Here is a 16,186-nt window from a genome sequence, read left to right as displayed (position 1 = left end):
TAGCTCTAGGTTTTTTTGCCCTGCGTAGGTGCTTTGCCTTGCATGCGCACGCTGTTGAGTAGCACACATAAGCTGCTTAACGACATGGCGACGGCGGCAATCACCGGATGGATCCAGCCAAATATCGCCAGTGGGATCACGCAGCTGTTGTACGCTAGCGCCCAAAATAAATTCTCATACATTAATTTTCGTGCCCGTTTAGCCAGTTTTAGCGTAGTGGGCACCTGTTGCACGCCGTCAGGTAAATACACGGCGGCCGCCATGCCGGTGGCTGAGTTAGCCTGCCCCACAGCAATTCCCAATCCAGCGCCGGCCAATGCCAACCCATCATTAAGACCATCCCCTACAAATGCCACCTTATCTTTGCGCTCAAGCGCCTCAATAAAGCGATGTTTTTGTTCAGGGCTACGTTCAGATAAGACCTGTGTGGCGGCAATGCCAAGCCTTGAGGCCAAGTCATGACATGCTTGTTTGCTGTCACCGCTGAGCAAATAGATGGCATAGCCTTGCTGCTGCAAGCTAGTGATGGTGGGCAGAGCCTCTAGACGCAGGGTTTCTTGAAAACTAATACTGCCCGCATATTGGCCTTGAAAAGCCAAGTGCACCTGCATGCCAGAATCAATTAGCTCAGGCATGGGAATGCCTTGTGCTAGCAGCCAAGACGCGCGCCCCGCCAAAGCGGTACCGTGCTCACCGCGCCAATAGGTGCCTTGGCCAACAATAGTTTCCCTCTCACCCTGCGTATTAGGCGTGACTTGCTCGGCCATCGCAGTGTTAGTCACGCTGGCCACCAGCCCCTTGGCAACGGGGTGCGCGCCTTCATACAAAACATTCAGCCCCAATTGCAGCAAGTCTTGTTCGCTCCAACCTGAGGCAGGTAATAGCTGTTTAATGCTGGGGGTGTCCGTGGTTAAGGTGCCGGTTTTATCAAACACCACTACTTTCACGTCGGCGGCTGTCTCTAATGCCGCCGGATCCCGTAAGATAATACCGGTATTGATCATGCGTGCATGACCCATGGTGATCACCAAGGGAATGGCCAAACTCAAGGCGCAAGGGCAACTGACGATGAGCACCGCCACCCCGCGGCCAATGGCCGAGGTAAATTCGGCTCCTTGAAACCAAGCCAGTAGTACCGCTAGGCCTGCGGCCACTAAAATAATGGGGATTAATAATCGCGCGATGCGATCCGTTAATTGTTGTAGCGCCGTCTTACGGCTTAATACCTTGTTGATAGAGTGCGAGAGGCGGTCAATACGTCGCTCGCCAAGGGTGGCGGTGACGATTAGGGTAAGCTCACCCTCTATCAGATTACAGCCCGCTAGCAACTCATCACCCACAATCAGCGTTTGCGGTTCGTGCTCACCGGTGAGCAGAGATAAGTCCGCTTGGCCGGTGCCGCTTTGTACCACGCCATCTAGCGCCAGCTGCTGACCGTTCATTAATATAATACGCTGGCTCAAGCGCACACTGCTGGCTGCTTGCTGGCTGATATTACCCGCTTCGTCCTGCACGGCTACTTTATCTGGCATATCTTGAAAGTAGCGTCGAACTACTTCTGAGGCGCGGCGGCGCACGCTGGTGTCGAGCAAGCGCGCCACTAACTGAAAGGTAATGAGCATCACAGCCGCATCAAAATAAACGTGCGCTAAACCTAGATAAAGTTGCCACACTGAAATCAGCACCGCCGCCCACACCGCTAAGGTGATCAGACTGTCTAGCCCCGGCGAGCCCGCTATTAGCGTACGCCAGCCCACCCGATAAAAATGGCTGCCCGAATAGAGCAGCACAGGAACGGCAAACAGGCCACTGGCTAAGGCCAGCGGCCACATAAATTCGGGCTCTACAGCTCCCATTGGCGCAAGATAAAGCAAGATGGCCGGCATCATGCTCCACATACCAAACACCACGGCCACCGCAAGACGTAGCTGCAATTGCTTGCGCATCTTCTCAGCAAGACGGGCACTACGCTCCGGGCAGAGTGATGTATGTAATTGATAACCCAAACGCGCCACGGCACGCTTGAGGTGGTTAATGTCTGGCTTATCACCCTGCCAGCTGATCATGGCGATGTCGGCGGCAAAGTTAACCGCCGCATCGCTGACATTAAGCTGTTTCTTTAATCGGGCTTCCACCGCGATGGCGCAGCTGGCACAGCGCATACCTTCTACCATCAAGATCATACTTTGTTGAGCCTGCTCTTGCTGGATCTCACTTTCTGCGTCGACTGAGAAAGGCGCAGTGGCAGCCATCAGGTTAGGGTTTTCCAAAGACGTCTATTAGCTCCTCTTCTGACCAAGGGCCGCGCTCACCAAAACGCTCAACATGCTCATCCACTAGCGAAGCCTCTACTGGGGTCGCCGCATTGCCCCACTCACTTCTAACATGGGTTAATACTGCGGCAATGTCAGCGCTAGACAAGGTAGCGCCAAAGGGCGGCATTACACCTGCATAGCTCACACCGGCCACTTCAATCGCACCTTGTAGACCATCATGTACGATAGACACCGCAATGGCCGGATCCGCCAGCAGCCATTCACTGGCCGCAAGCGGCGGGAAAGCACCGGGAATACCCAACCCACTAGCTTGGTGACAAGCACTGCACTGAGCACTGTAAATAGCCCCGCCATCAACCGCACTTGCTCCGCCTTCGGTGTTGGCCACCACTTGTACGGGGGCACTGCGACTGTCACCACCCAGCATGGGCTTGCCGATTTGCCAAGTGTAATAACCCACCCCCAGCACAGCAGTACCACTATCCAAGCGATGACGATTTTAGGGACTCCGCGATCGCCTTCTTCTGGCTCGGGAGCTTCACGCCGTTGCGCGCGATGTTCTTTTTGACTCATCATCTACTCCTTATCGGTCTGGGTTTGCTCGGTAGCGGGCTCTAATGGCTGCGGCAAAGTAGGAGCCGGATAGGTATGGTCTAGCGACAGCAAGTAAGCGATCAGTGCCATGGCTTCATCGGTGGCCACTATTTGACCCGACTCAGGGCCATAAGGCGGCGGCATATTCACGACTTTATCTTCAGGTCCCGCTTTCTCTACCTGGCGGAACAAGAAGCGATAGGGAGGCATAATACTGCCCTTCATCACCGCTTGGGGGTTATACAAATGGATCAGGTGCCAGTCTTCACTGGGTTGACGGGCCGCAATGTTAAATAAATCCGGACCGGTACGCATAGTACCCAGCAAGTGCGGCCTGTCGTACGTATAATCCCCAGGCACTCCTGGTCGACCCCAGCCTCGGTCTCGGTCACCGGTTGCAAAGCTGGGATCTCGGGGCTGTTGACTATGGCAATATACACAACCATTGGCGATATAAGACTGACGGCCCACCAACTCTTGCTCTGTGTAAGGTTTAAGATCGGGCGGCACCGCCTCAGTCGACATTTGGATATAGGGCAGCACCACTAAGGTTAAGGTGGCAAGCAGTAAAATAAAGGCCGCCCCTATCATGATTGCGAGAGCACGTTTCATTATGAGACCTCCTTGGCATTAACGCGGAACAGAGTCGGCTCATTTTTAACGCTACCGCGGTGTTTCAGCATCGCAAAGAAGTGCACGGCAAACACCACATGACCCAGCACCATCATAGCGCCGCCCACGGAACGACCTTGTAGGTAAGGAATCGTCATCTGTACAATTTCCAGGAACGGCGTTTTAGCATCTAATAACGCCACCCCTTGCAACCAACCGGCCGCGGTTAGTGCCACAAAGTAGATTAAGAACCCGATGGCCACCAGCCAGAAATGCAAGCTGATCATACGTCTCCATGGCCATTCCCAATCGGTTAACCGGGGCATAATGAAATACACAGCGCCAAATAAAATAAAGCTTAAAAAGGCATACATACCTAAGTGCGCATGCGCCACCGTGTAATGGGTAAAGTGAGTGATCACGTTGATGCTGCGTAACGCTTCCATAGAGCCTTGTAAGGAAGAAAAGGTGTACATTAGCGCGCCAATCCAGACGAAACGTAAGGTAGGGGAGTCTTTCAACATAGAGAAATGACCCCACATAGTGCCGTGGTGGTTAATGGCCACGGTAATCACCGGAATCGACATCATGACACTGTGCACAATAGACAAGGTCACCAGCCAAGTAGGAATAGGCCCGCCAATGAGGTGGTGAATACCCACTTGGCTATAAAACAACGCCAAAGCCCAAAAACCAATCAGCGATAGCTTATATGAATAAATCGGCCGCCCTATAATTTTTGGGATCAGGTAATAGGCAGTACCTAGGCCTAACGGCGTGACCCATAAACCCAGTACGTTATGAGCAAACCACCAGTTAACGGTGGCACCGGTCGCACCTGGGAACAAGTAAGGCGCATTAGCAACAAAAAATAAGAACGGAAACCACACCAAAGCGGCGAGAAAATACCAGCTGGTCACATACAGATGCTGAACCTTACGCCGAGCACAAGTCACCAATAAAGGGACGGCACATAGTCCGCCGGCAATCACGAACAAGATGTCTATTTGCCAAGGAAACTCTAGCCATTCTTGGCCATCGGAGAGCCCCATATTAATGGCGCCGATCCCCAAAATCATGCCGATGTTCCAGATTACGGCACCCGTCACCGCATACTTAGCCCCATGCAACGAGGTTTTAAATAGTCTGGGGATTAAAAATAACACTACCCCAATGCCCGCCATCGACGCCCAACCATAGGTCACGGCGTTTAAGTGCATGGGTCGGATCCGACCAAAGGTCCACCATTGGCTATCGGCTAAAAACTCAGGATAATGCATCTTAATAGAAGAGAAGAGGCCATAAAGGGAGCCTATCAATAGCCATACCACAGCGGAAGTTAGCCAAGTGAGCACTGCCGTTTTGGATGAATGGTCGGCTATCCAGCGCGATGTTACTGCTTCATGTTGTTCTTGATTGTCGCCCAAAAAAGCTGGTGTGCTTTCTAGCGCAGGGTCTTCACTGTGTCCTTCTTCTCCGGGGGTAAAAATGGTCCGCGCTGCCGCTTGGCTCTGACTAAATTGATTGGTGGCAATTGACCAAATCAATAGCAGCAAACCCACAGTTGACAGCAAAAATGTAATGATAAGCAAGACTGCTATGGTAGGCGTCATAATGAATCCTATTGATTTATATGGGATGCATATTACGTTTTTGAGTATGGTTTCTTTACTGAGAAAATCAAGAAACCCTGCTTGGCCTTTGATACTGCATGTAAAGCCTAGTCAAGCTTAAATTTTCTCTCCAGCTGCAAAGTAAAATAAGTGACAATGCTAAGATAGCGTGCAGACTCACAACGACCTGTTCTCAGAGGCGATTGTTAAATGAAGCGATAGCCGCCTCAGCCAACGCTTTAAATAGTGCCAGCCAATGTGAATCTCACTGGACGGACCACCAATAAAAGAAGGAAAGTATGGGCAAGAAAATTTTAATGTCTTGGAGCAGTGGCAAAGACAGCGCCTGGGCCTTGTATTGTTTACAACAAAACCCTGCGTTTGAAGTAGTGGGATTATTTACCACTGTTAACGACGAGTTTGAGCGAGTGAGCATGCACGGGGTGCGGGTTGAATTAGTACAGCAACAAGCACACAGCCTGGGCTTACCGCTAGACATTATTCGTCTGCCTAATCCTTGTAACAATGAACAATATAGCCAACTGATGCAGACCTTTGTGGAGAACGCTAAAGCTCGGGGCATTACCGCCATGGCCTTCGGCGACATATTGCTGGAAGATGTGCGTAACTTTCGAGAGCAGCAGTTAACAGAGGCAGGGCTGGAAGCGATATTCCCACTGTGGGGGCTGGCCACGCACTTATTACCCCAAGATATGTTTAATGCCGGCTTACGCGCCCTAATCACCTGCTTGGATCCTAAAAAAGTACCGCCGCACTTTGCCGGCGCAGAACTCAGCACTGAAGTATTGGCCGCCCTGCCCGATGGCGTAGACCCCTGCGGCGAAAACGGCGAGTACCATACCTTTGTGTTTGATGGCCCCATGTTCAAACATGAGCTTCAGGTGCAGATTGGTGACGTGGTGACGCGTGATGGCTTGGTATTTACCGATCTGTTTACCGACCTGTTAGCCGAGCAGCAGGTGGTGAGCGCGACTCAATAACGCGACTCATTGCGTCTTTTATAGTAGGCCTGTGCGAGCGTTCAGTATTGCACAGGCCTCACAACACCTGAGCTTTGCGGCTTAGTGTTTCACGCTGAATACTCTCGCCCACTCTTGGGTTTATCATGCGAGTTCTACATTCATCCGCAGCTCTCGTACTCAACTCTCGTGCGCAATTCTTATGCACTACACCCGAGCTCAATACATCGGTTGATTTAATGTTAAGGTAATGTTTTTATTACCTTAACTTGCTATCGGTTATTTTTAATAAGGAAGTTCATGCCCTCTGCTATTACGACTTCTCACACTGGGCATAAAGCTTGGTTAATTCCGTTATTATGCTTGTTATGTGGCGGTGCTTTACTGGGCTTGTCGACGAACTTAGCCAAGTTAGCCGGAGAATTAGCACTGGCACCCTTGGCGTTTTTAACCTGGTCCATTAGTGCTGCGGCTATTATTTTGTTGGGCATCGCCGCCCTGCGCAATACCCTGCCCCCGCTTACCCGCCGTACCTTAGAATACTATGGCGTATCGGCACTGGTGGGAGTGGCAGGTTCTAACTTTATTTTCTTTTCTGCCGTGCCTCATGTGGGTGCTGGCTTTGTGGCACTCATTATTGCCCTGCCGCCCTTGCTTACTTATGTGGGCGCCTTGGCATTAGGCATGGAGCGCTTTAATATTTTGCGGGCCACAGGGGTGATGGCCGCCTTAGCGGGTGCGGGCGTCTTAGCCATTAATAAGCTAAGCGCATCTAATACAGATAATTTTTGGATTTTAGTGGCGTTACTGGGCCCGGTGTTGCTGGCCATTGGTAATCTTTATCGTACTTTACGCTGGCCGCCAGGGGTGGCGGCTGCGGCGTTAGCGCCCGGCATGTTGCTTGCGGCAGCCTTCATGTTATTGGCCACTGGTTTATTTACCGACTTACCCTTGCACTTACCGCAAGAAAAAGCCCTGCCCTTAGCCTTAATTGGTGCCCAAGCCTTAGTGTTTTCTGGTCAATTTTTGTTGTTATTTACGCTACAAAAAATCGGTGGCCCCGTGCTCTTGAGCTTGCTGGGTGCAGTAGGGGCTGTAGTGGGTGTACCTGTTGCCGTGTTATTGCAGGGCGAGGCGCCACCGCAAGGGTTATTGCTGGGCGCACTATTAATTGGCAGCGGCGTGGCATTAGTAACGCTGGGCCGCGCAAAAACCGCCGTTAAATAAGAGTGGCACTCACATATCCGGTTTCGCCCGCTCGTGCTTGCAGCTGCTCGCCCACTAGGCGCCAATAAAAAGTGCGGGCGTTATCTGCATCACCTAAGGTCAGCATTAAACGACTACCACACAAATCCGTAGCGATAACCTCCACTGGCTCACCATTCAGCCACGCCTTAGCGCTAAGGCGCTGAAACGTCTGACTGAGTGCGATTTTATATTGTTGATTATCTTGGGTATGCCATTGCCAAACTCCCGCCACGTTAGCCGGTATCACCCACTTATAAATATGTGAGCCCGCCGCAAAGCAACGGTCGTCTGGCTCCCATTCACCCATATCAAACGAATTCGATACGATGCGCGTGCCAGGTTTTAGCTCGGTTAACAGCTTGGGTCGCAACAAAAGGTTAATGCTTTGCAGCAAATACATAGTGACCACGGTGGCCCGACTGATATCGGCATTAAAAAAGTCGTCTTCAATAAACTCGACCAAGTGATCCATGCCCATAGAGGCGGAAAATTCACGGGCTTCGTCTAAGCGCAGCGGATCCATATCGACACCCACGCCGCGCGTGTCTCGCCCCATGGCGGCGGACACCACAATACGGCCGTCTCCCGAGCCTAAATCGTAAAGAAGATCCTGGCTGGTGACTGCCGCTAAGTCGAGCATACTCTCGACGATAAGCTCATCAGAGGGCACAAAAGGTACATTGAGATCTGAGTTAAATTCAGCACCATCATTAAGAATAAATTCGCTAAACAAGCCCATCTCCTTATATCAATTAGCCACGTCAGTCTGGCTGACAGCCCGCTATATTAGCACATCCACCACTTTTGATTCACGGCATACAACTTCAGCATCTATCGCGACGGTTAAAAATGGTTGCTTCAAACAAAAACACCTTCACACAAGGTGTGAAGGTGTTTGAATATTAACTGCCATCATAAGCTGGGTGCTGGGTGCTGGGTGCTGAGTGCTGAGTGTTTGGTGTCATTGTCACCTTACTCTTTACCCCTCACACCTTACGCACACTTACACCTTAAACTGCGTTACCAAACTGCGTAACTGCTCGGCGCGTGTCTGTAGCACCTTAATGGCTGCCAGTTGTTGCTCGGCATTATGGTGAATACTGGCCGCACTGTCTGAAATCAAGTGCGCCGATTCATTAATGTGCTCAGCCACTGCACCCTGCTCTTCGGTTGCCGCCGCAACTTGATGGTTACCGGCGCTGATAGCTTCAAATTTTTGCTTGATACTGACCAAAGCCGCCGCCGACTGCTCAGTGTTTAGCGCCACTTGTTGACTACTGGCCGTGCCCTGCTGTATGGCCTTGGTGGACTGCTCCGCTGTGAGCTGTAACTGGGTAATTTGCTCACGAATTTCCAGCGTCGAGGCTTGAGTACGTTGCGCCAAGCTTCTGACTTCATCCGCAACCACTGCAAATCCGCGACCTTGCTCACCGGCTCGCGCCGCCTCTATGGCCGCGTTAAGCGCCAATAAGTTAGTTTGCTCAGAAATACCATTAATTACTTCTACAACCGAGTTAATGGCGCCCGCTTGGTTGGCAAAGTCGATGATGGTCTTTTCAATGTCGCTCATCACCAACGTCAACTCTTGCATGGTGTGTGAGGTCAGCGCCATGTTGTCATTGGTACTGTGCGTGTCTGCTACCGCACTTTCGGTATCTTGCGCGGTACGATGCGCAATACTAGAGACCTCAGTAATGGTTTGGCCCATTTCGGTAATGGCGGTGGCCACCTGATCCGTTTGCCCACGCTGCATATCGGTAGAGGTAAAAGTATCGTTGGCCAGCTGCGCTAACTGCTCAATACCGGTTTTCATGGCGGTTTCCGTTTCTTGGATCTCGGCCACCAACTCTCGCACTTTACCAATAATGGCGTTAAAGCCTTTAGCTAAATGGCCCAGTTCATTGTCATGGCGATCATCTAAGCGGGTGGTTAAATCCCCACCACTGCCGGACATGCTTAATAGGTCATCACCCACTCGGCGAATGGACTTGCTCAGTGAGTTGGCAAACAGCACCGTCAGCCCAATAAAGCCGGCGGTCAATAAGATACTGACCCACACCGAGGAGGAAATCACACTATTGATGGCACCGCTGATTTCAGCCGAAGGCAAAACCGCAACTAAGGTTAGACCCGTATCCCGTATATCTTGTGCCGCCATGTATACATCTTGACCCTCTAACTCGGTGCGTTCAAAGGAAAAGCCCGAGCTATGACCCGCCAGCAACCCATTCACAGGAGCATACCTTTCAAGCTGGGCAATGTTCTTCCGAGTTAGCGCCATCTCGGGATGCACGGCAATCATGCCATTTTGGTCGACCAAAAACAGGTAACCCTGCTCGCCCAGTTTGTAGTCGGAAATAATATCGACCACTGAGGATACGTCATAACCTAAGCCTGCAGCACCCACAGCTTTGCCATCTATGGAAACTTGCGTGTTCACAAATAAGGTGAGCTTTTCTGTACGCTCATCTGGGTCAATTGACAAACTTTGCTTGGCGCCACTGTTCAAAAAGTTGTAATACCAATTGTCTCTAGGATCCGAGGTAGAGATTTTCTTGAAGGCACCGGCATCCGTATAATAGGTATTCGATAACCCTGACACCCAGAACAAGGTATTAGCGTTCGCATTGGCTCTTTGTTGCTTAAAATAGCGCAGCACTTGGCCATGTTGAGCGCCCGCCTCTTCGCCACCCTTCATCCAGTCATGCAGCATGCTGTTATTGGACATGTCGTCCGATAAAATAATCGCCGGCATCAACTCGGCCCGCACCTGTTCGGCAATGCGCCCCACGCTATTGGGCAGGTACTCTTGTTCTGTTTGGCCGTAGTAAAGACCTGAAAATTGATTGACGTTAATCAGCGTTGATACGAGCGTCAATAGCACCAATGCCAAGGCGACAAAGGCGATAAAAACCGTTCGTAATTTAAATTTTTGCATGGCTGCTCCAGTGGCCAAAGTATTGAGTGCAAATGCCAGAACCTCTGGTTTACACCTTTGCTCATCTTCTTTCCTGTGGCCTTTTGCTGGGGCTATTGCCATCAAAATACGCCGACACGGGTAAAAAAGACGCCATACTATAGCGGCAACCGCAGCCAAAACTTGAACCTAAAGTTATCTTTATTATTGCCGTTCACAATCATTCACAAGGTCATTACAAAAGATACCGAACACACCAAAATAACCTTCAACTGAAGATAAAAAATACACTTAATAATGAGCTATTTGAAATTAATGTAATGTAATGGTGAATAAAAATTAGCAATAGTTGTTGCGTATTATAGGGGAATTGAAATCTTAGCGTTGCGATAGTCTGGCGCAAAATACGCACTCTGCATTCAAAAAATGACCAACCATTCCCGCCTCTGTCTAGCAAGCACTCGTACCCTGATTTTTTTGGCTTAACTCTTCGTTACAAAAGGCAGAATTTGCTGCTTTTATTGAGCTAAATGAGTAGAATGCGCGGCGGCATCCAAGCCGTTTGGGTTATCTCGAGCCGACTTGGATAGTAAAACAGCCAGCCCTCACTGATTCGATCCGTGAAGCGCATTATTATTAGAGCTGTTTGAGCGCAGGCTTAGGCCGGTGATTTCTCAAGCAAAAAGTCCTATCCATATCAGCATTCCTGATGTGGCCAAATTTAAGATCTTAATTATGTTAGTTGTAGCAGCACTAGGCGGTAATGCCTTATTACAGCGCGGTGAGCCGCTTACGGCTCAAGTACAGCGCGAGAACGTAAAAGTGGCCGCGCTTGCTTTGGCCCAAATTGTTAAAGCCGGCCATCAGCTGGTGATTACTCATGGTAATGGCCCACAAGTGGGCTTATTGTCCTTGCAAGCAGAAGCCTATAACGCCGCAGAAAGCTATCCGCTTGATGTGTTGGGTGCGCAAACGGCAGGCATGATTGGCTACTTGGTGGAACAAGAGCTAGAAAATGCTCTGCAAAACAGCCGCCCCATTGCCACCTTGCTGACGCAAGTGGTGGTGGATGCCGAAGACCCCGCGTTTTTAACGCCCACTAAGTTTATTGGTCCCGTATACAGCCAAGAAGAAGCCGAAGAGCGCGCAGCTAAAGCCGGTTGGCAGATTGCCCAAGATGGCAATAAATGGCGGCGTGTGGTGGCCTCTCCTCAACCCTTGGATATTCCTGATTTAGGAGTAATTCAATTGTTGGTGGAAAAAAACGTGGTGGTGATCTGCAACGGCGGCGGTGGTATTCCAGTGGTACGGGATGCCAATAACGGCTTGCAAGGCATTGAAGCTGTGATCGATAAAGACCTTTCTACCGCATTTTTAGCTAAGCAGCTGGGTGCCGATGCGCTCTTGCTACTGACGGATGTTGAAGCCGTATACCATGGCTTTGGTACCCCAGAAGCTAAGCCGCTGAGTACACTCACAGTGGCTGAAAGCGTCGCGCTTAATCTTCCTGCGGGCTCCATGGGGCCAAAAATCAAGGCCGCGTGCAGTTTTGCTGAGTCGGGCGGTTTTAGTGCCATTGGTCGTTTGTCTGAAGCCTTGGCATTATTGGCCGGTCAGGCAGGTACCCATATTGTCAGCGAGCAGGCAGAGTAAGGCCTTGGCTGAGTGTGGGCACCTGGCATTAAGCTAGGGTGGCGTTCACTCAGCTTCACAAGCCGATTTTATTGCTCCTTTTATTGCACTCTTTAGTACAACTAAAGAGTGCAATTTCTCATTGCTGATTGCTGATTGCTGGCTAGCAAGAACGACCTAATACCATTCAGGAAATCTAACTGATCATACCATCCTGCTTCGCAAGACTGTTTTTTGTAGTGTGGCCGTCTCTTCAGCGAAGAGGACTTCGCCACGGTTTTATGTTTTAAAATAGCCAGCAAAGCTGGCCCGTCGAACAAGTTGACGGCTACAAAGTAAAAACAAAAAACGTGCTGAAGTCCTCTTTACCAAAAGGACGAGATAGAACATATTTTTACTTCGATTGGTATAAATTATTCAAAGCAGCCTGTTGCACCGAGTGTTGCACACCTCTCCTCCATGCCCGCTTAAATATTCAATTTCTCAGTGTGTTTTCAACCTATTAGCATTTATCTTATTCGTCGCTCGCGAGCTCTGCTATTAGCGTCTTCATTAATTCAGCGGCGGGTAAGGCGCGGACTAATGGCGCCCCTTGTCCGGCCCAATAGGCAGCAAAGTCATGGCAACCCCGTTGGCTGGCCGCCAGATGCAAGGCTTTTGCCGCGCTGTAGGCCGTCGGATAAGCGGCCAATTTGGCACCATACACGCCAAGCTTTTGATGCCAACGATTAACCAGCCCCCGGGCCGGCCGTCCAGAAATCATCGTCGTAATACCGGTATGGTAGGCCTTGGCACTGCCCAAATGGGCACGATAATCCGCACTGGCATTCGACTCTGGGCATAAAACGAAAGCCGTGCCTAATTGCACGGCACTGGCGCCCATGCTTAATACCTGCCTAATGCCCTGCCCATTCATAATGCCGCCGGCGGCAATAATCGGCAGCGAGCATTGGCGCCTTAATAACTGTAATAGACCAAACAGGCCCAGCTCTAAATCTTGTGCCGGATCAAAGACCCCTCTGTGGCCGCCCGCTTCTACGCCTTGGGCAATAATGCCATCAAGCCCAGCCTCAATAATGAGCTCTGCTTCATCGACATTCGTGGCACAGCCTAATAATTTGATGCCCGCCGTTTGCAGTGCCTCAATACTGGCTTGATTCGGTAAACCAAAATGAAAGCTCACTACCGCAGGCCGTTCACTCAACAGCATGGCGAGCAGGTCGGGATTATCATTAAAGCTCGGGTATGCTGGCGCTATTTCAATAGGCACATGGGCACCAAACTCAGTAAAGTAAGGCGCCAGCACGTTCAGCCATTGTTGATTACGCACAGGTTCGACGGGAGCCGCTTGATGACAGAAAAAGTTCACATTAAAAGGCCCAGCCGTGGCCTGCTTAAGCTCACGGATTTGCCGTCGCGCCTGCCCAACATCGCTGGCACCTAAGCCTAACGAGCCAAGCCCTCCCGCATTAGACACCGCCGCCGCTAACGCCACCGTCGCCGTGCCCGCCATGGGCGCTTGAATAATCGGATATTGAATACCCAATTGCGCTAAAAAAGAATCTGCCATATCCGTATCCACCATTAACCTATGACGATTAAGCCACCGCGTTCACTAGCCTCGGGCGTCGCGTTTACTGAGCTTGCCTGAATTATCCAAGTAATACAGCGCGAGATCTTGAGCCAAAAACAAGGTGCCGCCGTAGTGCTGCCTCGCTTCTTGCTCGATTTCATGAATGGTGTGCCCTTTGCCGCCGTTTCTATAACGGGGGCTAAAGTGCGTAAGTATTAAGTTAGGTAAGGCCACCGCTTGGGCAAATTCGGCAATCATTTTAGCCGAGCTATGCTGGGCTTCGGCGCCCACTTTATCGGCAATATCTTGGGTATAAGTGGCTTCATGAACCAGCAACTGCGCCGATTGTGCGCTGTGTGCCAGCAAGGCGGGATTATCATTGTCGCCGGCAATGATCACGGTATGGGGCGGGCGAGTCGGCAACAGGTATGCTTCACGACTACTCTCGCTATTAATGATGCGTCCATCAGGAAAAGTGGCGGTTTCACCGCGCAGCAATTGCCCCCAGACCTCGCCTGATTCAATGCCGTCCGCCAATAACTTAGCCTTATCAAGTTTGCGCAACACATAAGTTTCTACAAACTGATAAGCAAAGCACGCCACCCGATGCGACAGCGGTATCGTTGATACCAAAAAATCGTCCAGCGCCACAGGAGCCGTTAAACTGGCCACATCAATAAAATCCAGTTCATAACCTAAGGTAACCTGAGTAAGCTGCAGCGTAATTCGCACCCATTCTGGTAACTCTTTAGGCCCAATAATGGTGAGCGGTGCCGTGCGCCCCATTAGGCTGGCACTGGCCAACAACCCCGGCAAGCCATAGCAGTGATCGCCATGTAAGTGGGTAATACAAATTGCCTGTAAGCGATGTAATGATATAGGTGCACGCAGAATTCGATGCTGCGTCGCTTCCCCGCAATCCACTAATATCCAAGGTTTAGCGTCGACCTTTCTTAACGCCAACCCTGTCACATTACGGCTTTTAGTGGGTGTGCCCGCAGACGTACCCAGAAACAGTAACTCCATTCACGCTTCCTTTCATGTTGTGTTACTGATTTCAGTATATTGCATACTTTGTGACTATTAGGCCGTAATGTTCCTTTTAGCGGCCAGCATAACTGTGTGTTCTAAGAACTATCGGCATGTTGAAAGAAAATAGCCAGCCACACCGTAAGATCATCAGGCTTAGCATGACTCACTTTATGCAAGGTATGAGCAGGAATATGCAAAAAATCGCCGACGTTAAGCGTCACAGCTTGGCCATCGGCAAACACTAAACTGCCCTCGCCTTGCAGCATCAACACCCACTCATCTTGCTCTTGGTCATACCAACCCTGCTCAGGTGAGCTATGCCCTTTAGACAGGATCCGCTCAATGCGTACATTTGGTGTATTGAGCAAGTCTAAAAAATGCTCGTGAGTTAAATCGGCCGGGATGTTGTCGAACATATTGTGCATCGGTGAACCTCAATGTCTGACTCTGTCAGTCACTATCTTGAATATAATGCGCATAGATATAATGACACCACTCTTCACGGTTCAAATCCGCTAAAGCACTGTCGCCGCGAATACCCAACTTAAACTCCACCACAGAGCGCCATTCATTGGAGCCTAAGTCGGGACCATGACCTTGGCCATCACCCGTAACGACTTGGCTGTCTACTTGCTGGTACCAGTCATTTGAGCAGCCTTGAAAATCGGCAATGACCGCTGAGTTCACTAAACCCGCTTCCTCGTTTTGGCTTACTTGCGGCTCGCCGCTATTATCAAAGCAGCCGACTAAAGCGAGTACCGCGACTGCTAACAACCCTATTTTAATTTGCATCACCACTCCCGCTGCCATTGGATGTTTATCAGTTTTATCATGCAAGCTTACGCCCCTTAACCATACGCACAACGGCGAGGATCTGTTGACCTTTTGAGATGGTTTTTGCAGCAGTATGGGTTCGGCTAAATGCGTTTAATTCGAACAAAACTGAACCGCGAAAGGCAACAGCCCTAACACCACTAACAAAAACCAAGGTAGGGCACAGCAGTAGGAAATAATATTATAAACAAAGAAAACACATAAAAGTGGCGACAGCGACCCCGTGAGCAGAGATTAGCTGAGGTCGCTGTTCAACTGACTATTATCCGAAATGGCTGAAACACAATTTGTTGCCGTCGGCATCTTTCACATAAGCACCATAAAACTTATCAGCAACGCGCTGACCGGGTGTGCCATCACAACTTGCGCCCAAGGCGATGGCTTTGTGGTACATGGCATCTACCGCGGCTTTACTGCCGGGTGAAAATGACACCATATTGCCGTTACCCGGCTCTGCGGGCGCTTTATTAAATGGAATACACACCGCCAGCATGGGTTGTGCCATAGTTTCACCAATAAAACTGATACGCCCCATGTCCAGTAACACCTTACCGCCCAGCTCGGCCAGTAGCTCACCATAGAAGGCTTTGGCTGCGTCTAAATCACTGACACCTATCGTAACGTAACTGATCATGTTTAAGGCTCCTGAAAAATAATCACTCCCCCAGCACTTTACACCCTCAGGGGTCATTTAACACGCTCATGGATCGAGCCTGCTTTTTAGCATTATGGTTGCCTCGGCACATGGCTAAAAATAACAACTATTTATCTTAAAATTAACAATTTGACTCATTTGAATATAAACTACACTCTTGATGCGCTACCAATGGCTGACTTGGTAGCTGACTAAAAACAGCAAGGCGCAATATGAGCTG

General features: G+C 50.2%; 14 protein-coding genes. 3 read left to right on the top strand and 11 right to left on the bottom strand.

The annotated features are described in order from the left end of the window. Positions 1–5: 5 nt before the first annotated feature. The 4 genes from CBP31_RS14895 to CBP31_RS14880 form a co-directional block, all read right to left on the bottom strand. Positions 6–2,270, bottom strand: coding sequence for a heavy metal translocating P-type ATPase (locus tag CBP31_RS14895; RefSeq protein ID WP_227875058.1), 2,265 nt, complete (start codon positions 2,268–2,270; stop codon positions 6–8). Beyond that, the gene (locus tag CBP31_RS14890; protein WP_227875057.1) at positions 2,257–2,763 is read right to left on the bottom strand and encodes a c-type cytochrome; all 507 of its coding nucleotides are present in this window, start codon (positions 2,761–2,763) and stop codon (positions 2,257–2,259) included. Before CBP31_RS14890 ends, CBP31_RS14895 begins: the two co-directional genes overlap by 14 nt. Positions 2,764–2,852: 89 nt before the next feature. Continuing rightward, positions 2,853–3,482 (bottom strand): cbb3-type cytochrome c oxidase subunit II, encoded by a 630-nt coding sequence (locus CBP31_RS14885; RefSeq protein WP_087038435.1) that lies wholly within the window; start codon positions 3,480–3,482, stop codon positions 2,853–2,855. Next, positions 3,482–5,095, bottom strand: coding sequence for a cbb3-type cytochrome c oxidase subunit I (locus CBP31_RS14880; protein ID WP_087038434.1), 1,614 nt, complete (start codon positions 5,093–5,095; stop codon positions 3,482–3,484). Before CBP31_RS14880 ends, CBP31_RS14885 begins: the two co-directional genes overlap by 1 nt. A gap of 299 nt (positions 5,096–5,394) precedes the next feature. On the opposite strand from CBP31_RS14880, the gene CBP31_RS14875 reads away from it, so the two are divergent. Further along, positions 5,395–6,096 (top strand): Dph6-related ATP pyrophosphatase, encoded by a 702-nt coding sequence (locus CBP31_RS14875; RefSeq protein WP_087038433.1) that lies wholly within the window; start codon positions 5,395–5,397, stop codon positions 6,094–6,096. 279 nt (positions 6,097–6,375) lie between these two features. Continuing rightward, on the top strand, positions 6,376–7,302 hold the full coding sequence (locus CBP31_RS14870) for an EamA family transporter (RefSeq protein ID WP_087038432.1): 927 nt from the start codon (positions 6,376–6,378) through the stop codon (positions 7,300–7,302). On the opposite strand, the gene CBP31_RS14865 is transcribed toward CBP31_RS14870, so the two are convergent. Then, positions 7,295–8,056 (bottom strand): methyltransferase domain-containing protein, encoded by a 762-nt coding sequence (locus CBP31_RS14865; RefSeq protein WP_161492539.1) that lies wholly within the window; start codon positions 8,054–8,056, stop codon positions 7,295–7,297. The two genes, CBP31_RS14870 and CBP31_RS14865, sit on opposite strands and share 8 nt — an antisense overlap. A 270-nt stretch (positions 8,057–8,326) precedes the next feature. After that, positions 8,327–10,261 (bottom strand): methyl-accepting chemotaxis protein, encoded by a 1,935-nt coding sequence (locus CBP31_RS14860; RefSeq protein ID WP_087038430.1) that lies wholly within the window; start codon positions 10,259–10,261, stop codon positions 8,327–8,329. Between the two features lie 714 nt (positions 10,262–10,975). On the opposite strand from CBP31_RS14860, the gene arcC reads away from it, so the two are divergent. Next, positions 10,976–11,893: a carbamate kinase gene (arcC, locus tag CBP31_RS14855; protein ID WP_087038823.1), complete on the top strand. Its 918-nt coding sequence runs from the start codon at positions 10,976–10,978 to the stop codon at positions 11,891–11,893. 493 nt (positions 11,894–12,386) lie between these two features. Here arcC and CBP31_RS14850 read toward each other — a convergent pair whose 3' ends face one another. From CBP31_RS14850 to CBP31_RS14830, 5 genes are all read right to left on the bottom strand, one after another. Next, positions 12,387–13,442 carry an NAD(P)H-dependent flavin oxidoreductase gene (locus CBP31_RS14850; RefSeq protein WP_087038429.1) on the bottom strand — a complete coding sequence of 352 codons (1,056 nt, stop codon included), beginning with the start codon at positions 13,440–13,442 and terminating at the stop codon, positions 12,387–12,389. Positions 13,443–13,487: 45 nt separating this feature from the next. Further along, positions 13,488–14,471, bottom strand: coding sequence for a ribonuclease Z (locus CBP31_RS14845; RefSeq protein ID WP_087038428.1), 984 nt, complete (start codon positions 14,469–14,471; stop codon positions 13,488–13,490). Positions 14,472–14,572: 101 nt separating this feature from the next. Continuing rightward, the gene (locus tag CBP31_RS14840; RefSeq protein ID WP_087038427.1) at positions 14,573–14,902 is read right to left on the bottom strand and encodes a cupin domain-containing protein; all 330 of its coding nucleotides are present in this window, start codon (positions 14,900–14,902) and stop codon (positions 14,573–14,575) included. Between the two features lie 25 nt (positions 14,903–14,927). Beyond that, positions 14,928–15,269 (bottom strand): hypothetical protein, encoded by a 342-nt coding sequence (locus CBP31_RS14835; RefSeq protein WP_227875056.1) that lies wholly within the window; start codon positions 15,267–15,269, stop codon positions 14,928–14,930. A 304-nt stretch (positions 15,270–15,573) separates the two neighbouring features. After that, entirely contained in the window at positions 15,574–15,945 is a 372-nt protein-coding gene (locus tag CBP31_RS14830) for a VOC family protein (protein ID WP_087038426.1), read from the bottom strand. Positions 15,946–16,186: the final 241 nt, after the last annotated feature.

Source organism: Oceanisphaera profunda (genome assembly GCF_002157895.1).
Taxonomy (GTDB): domain Bacteria; phylum Pseudomonadota; class Gammaproteobacteria; order Enterobacterales; family Aeromonadaceae; genus Oceanimonas; species Oceanimonas profunda.
This window is presented reverse-complemented; position numbering and strand designations above follow the sequence as displayed.

Coding starts and splice junctions, on each gene's coding strand:
- CBP31_RS14880 (WP_087038434.1), bottom strand. CDS start 5,095: ATGACGCCTACCATAGCAGTCTTGCTTATCATTACATTTTTGCTGTCA.
- CBP31_RS14875 (WP_087038433.1), top strand. CDS start 5,395: ATGGGCAAGAAAATTTTAATGTCTTGGAGCAGTGGCAAAGACAGCGCC.
- CBP31_RS14885 (WP_087038435.1), bottom strand. CDS start 3,482: ATGAAACGTGCTCTCGCAATCATGATAGGGGCGGCCTTTATTTTACTG.
- CBP31_RS14850 (WP_087038429.1), bottom strand. CDS start 13,442: ATGGCAGATTCTTTTTTAGCGCAATTGGGTATTCAATATCCGATTATT.
- CBP31_RS14835 (WP_227875056.1), bottom strand. CDS start 15,269: ATGCAAATTAAAATAGGGTTGTTAGCAGTCGCGGTACTCGCTTTAGTC.
- CBP31_RS14830 (WP_087038426.1), bottom strand. CDS start 15,945: ATGATCAGTTACGTTACGATAGGTGTCAGTGATTTAGACGCAGCCAAA.
- CBP31_RS14840 (WP_087038427.1), bottom strand. CDS start 14,902: ATGCACAATATGTTCGACAACATCCCGGCCGATTTAACTCACGAGCAT.
- arcC (WP_087038823.1), top strand. CDS start 10,976: ATGTTAGTTGTAGCAGCACTAGGCGGTAATGCCTTATTACAGCGCGGT.
- CBP31_RS14845 (WP_087038428.1), bottom strand. CDS start 14,471: ATGGAGTTACTGTTTCTGGGTACGTCTGCGGGCACACCCACTAAAAGC.
- CBP31_RS14860 (WP_087038430.1), bottom strand. CDS start 10,261: ATGCAAAAATTTAAATTACGAACGGTTTTTATCGCCTTTGTCGCCTTG.
- CBP31_RS14870 (WP_087038432.1), top strand. CDS start 6,376: ATGCCCTCTGCTATTACGACTTCTCACACTGGGCATAAAGCTTGGTTA.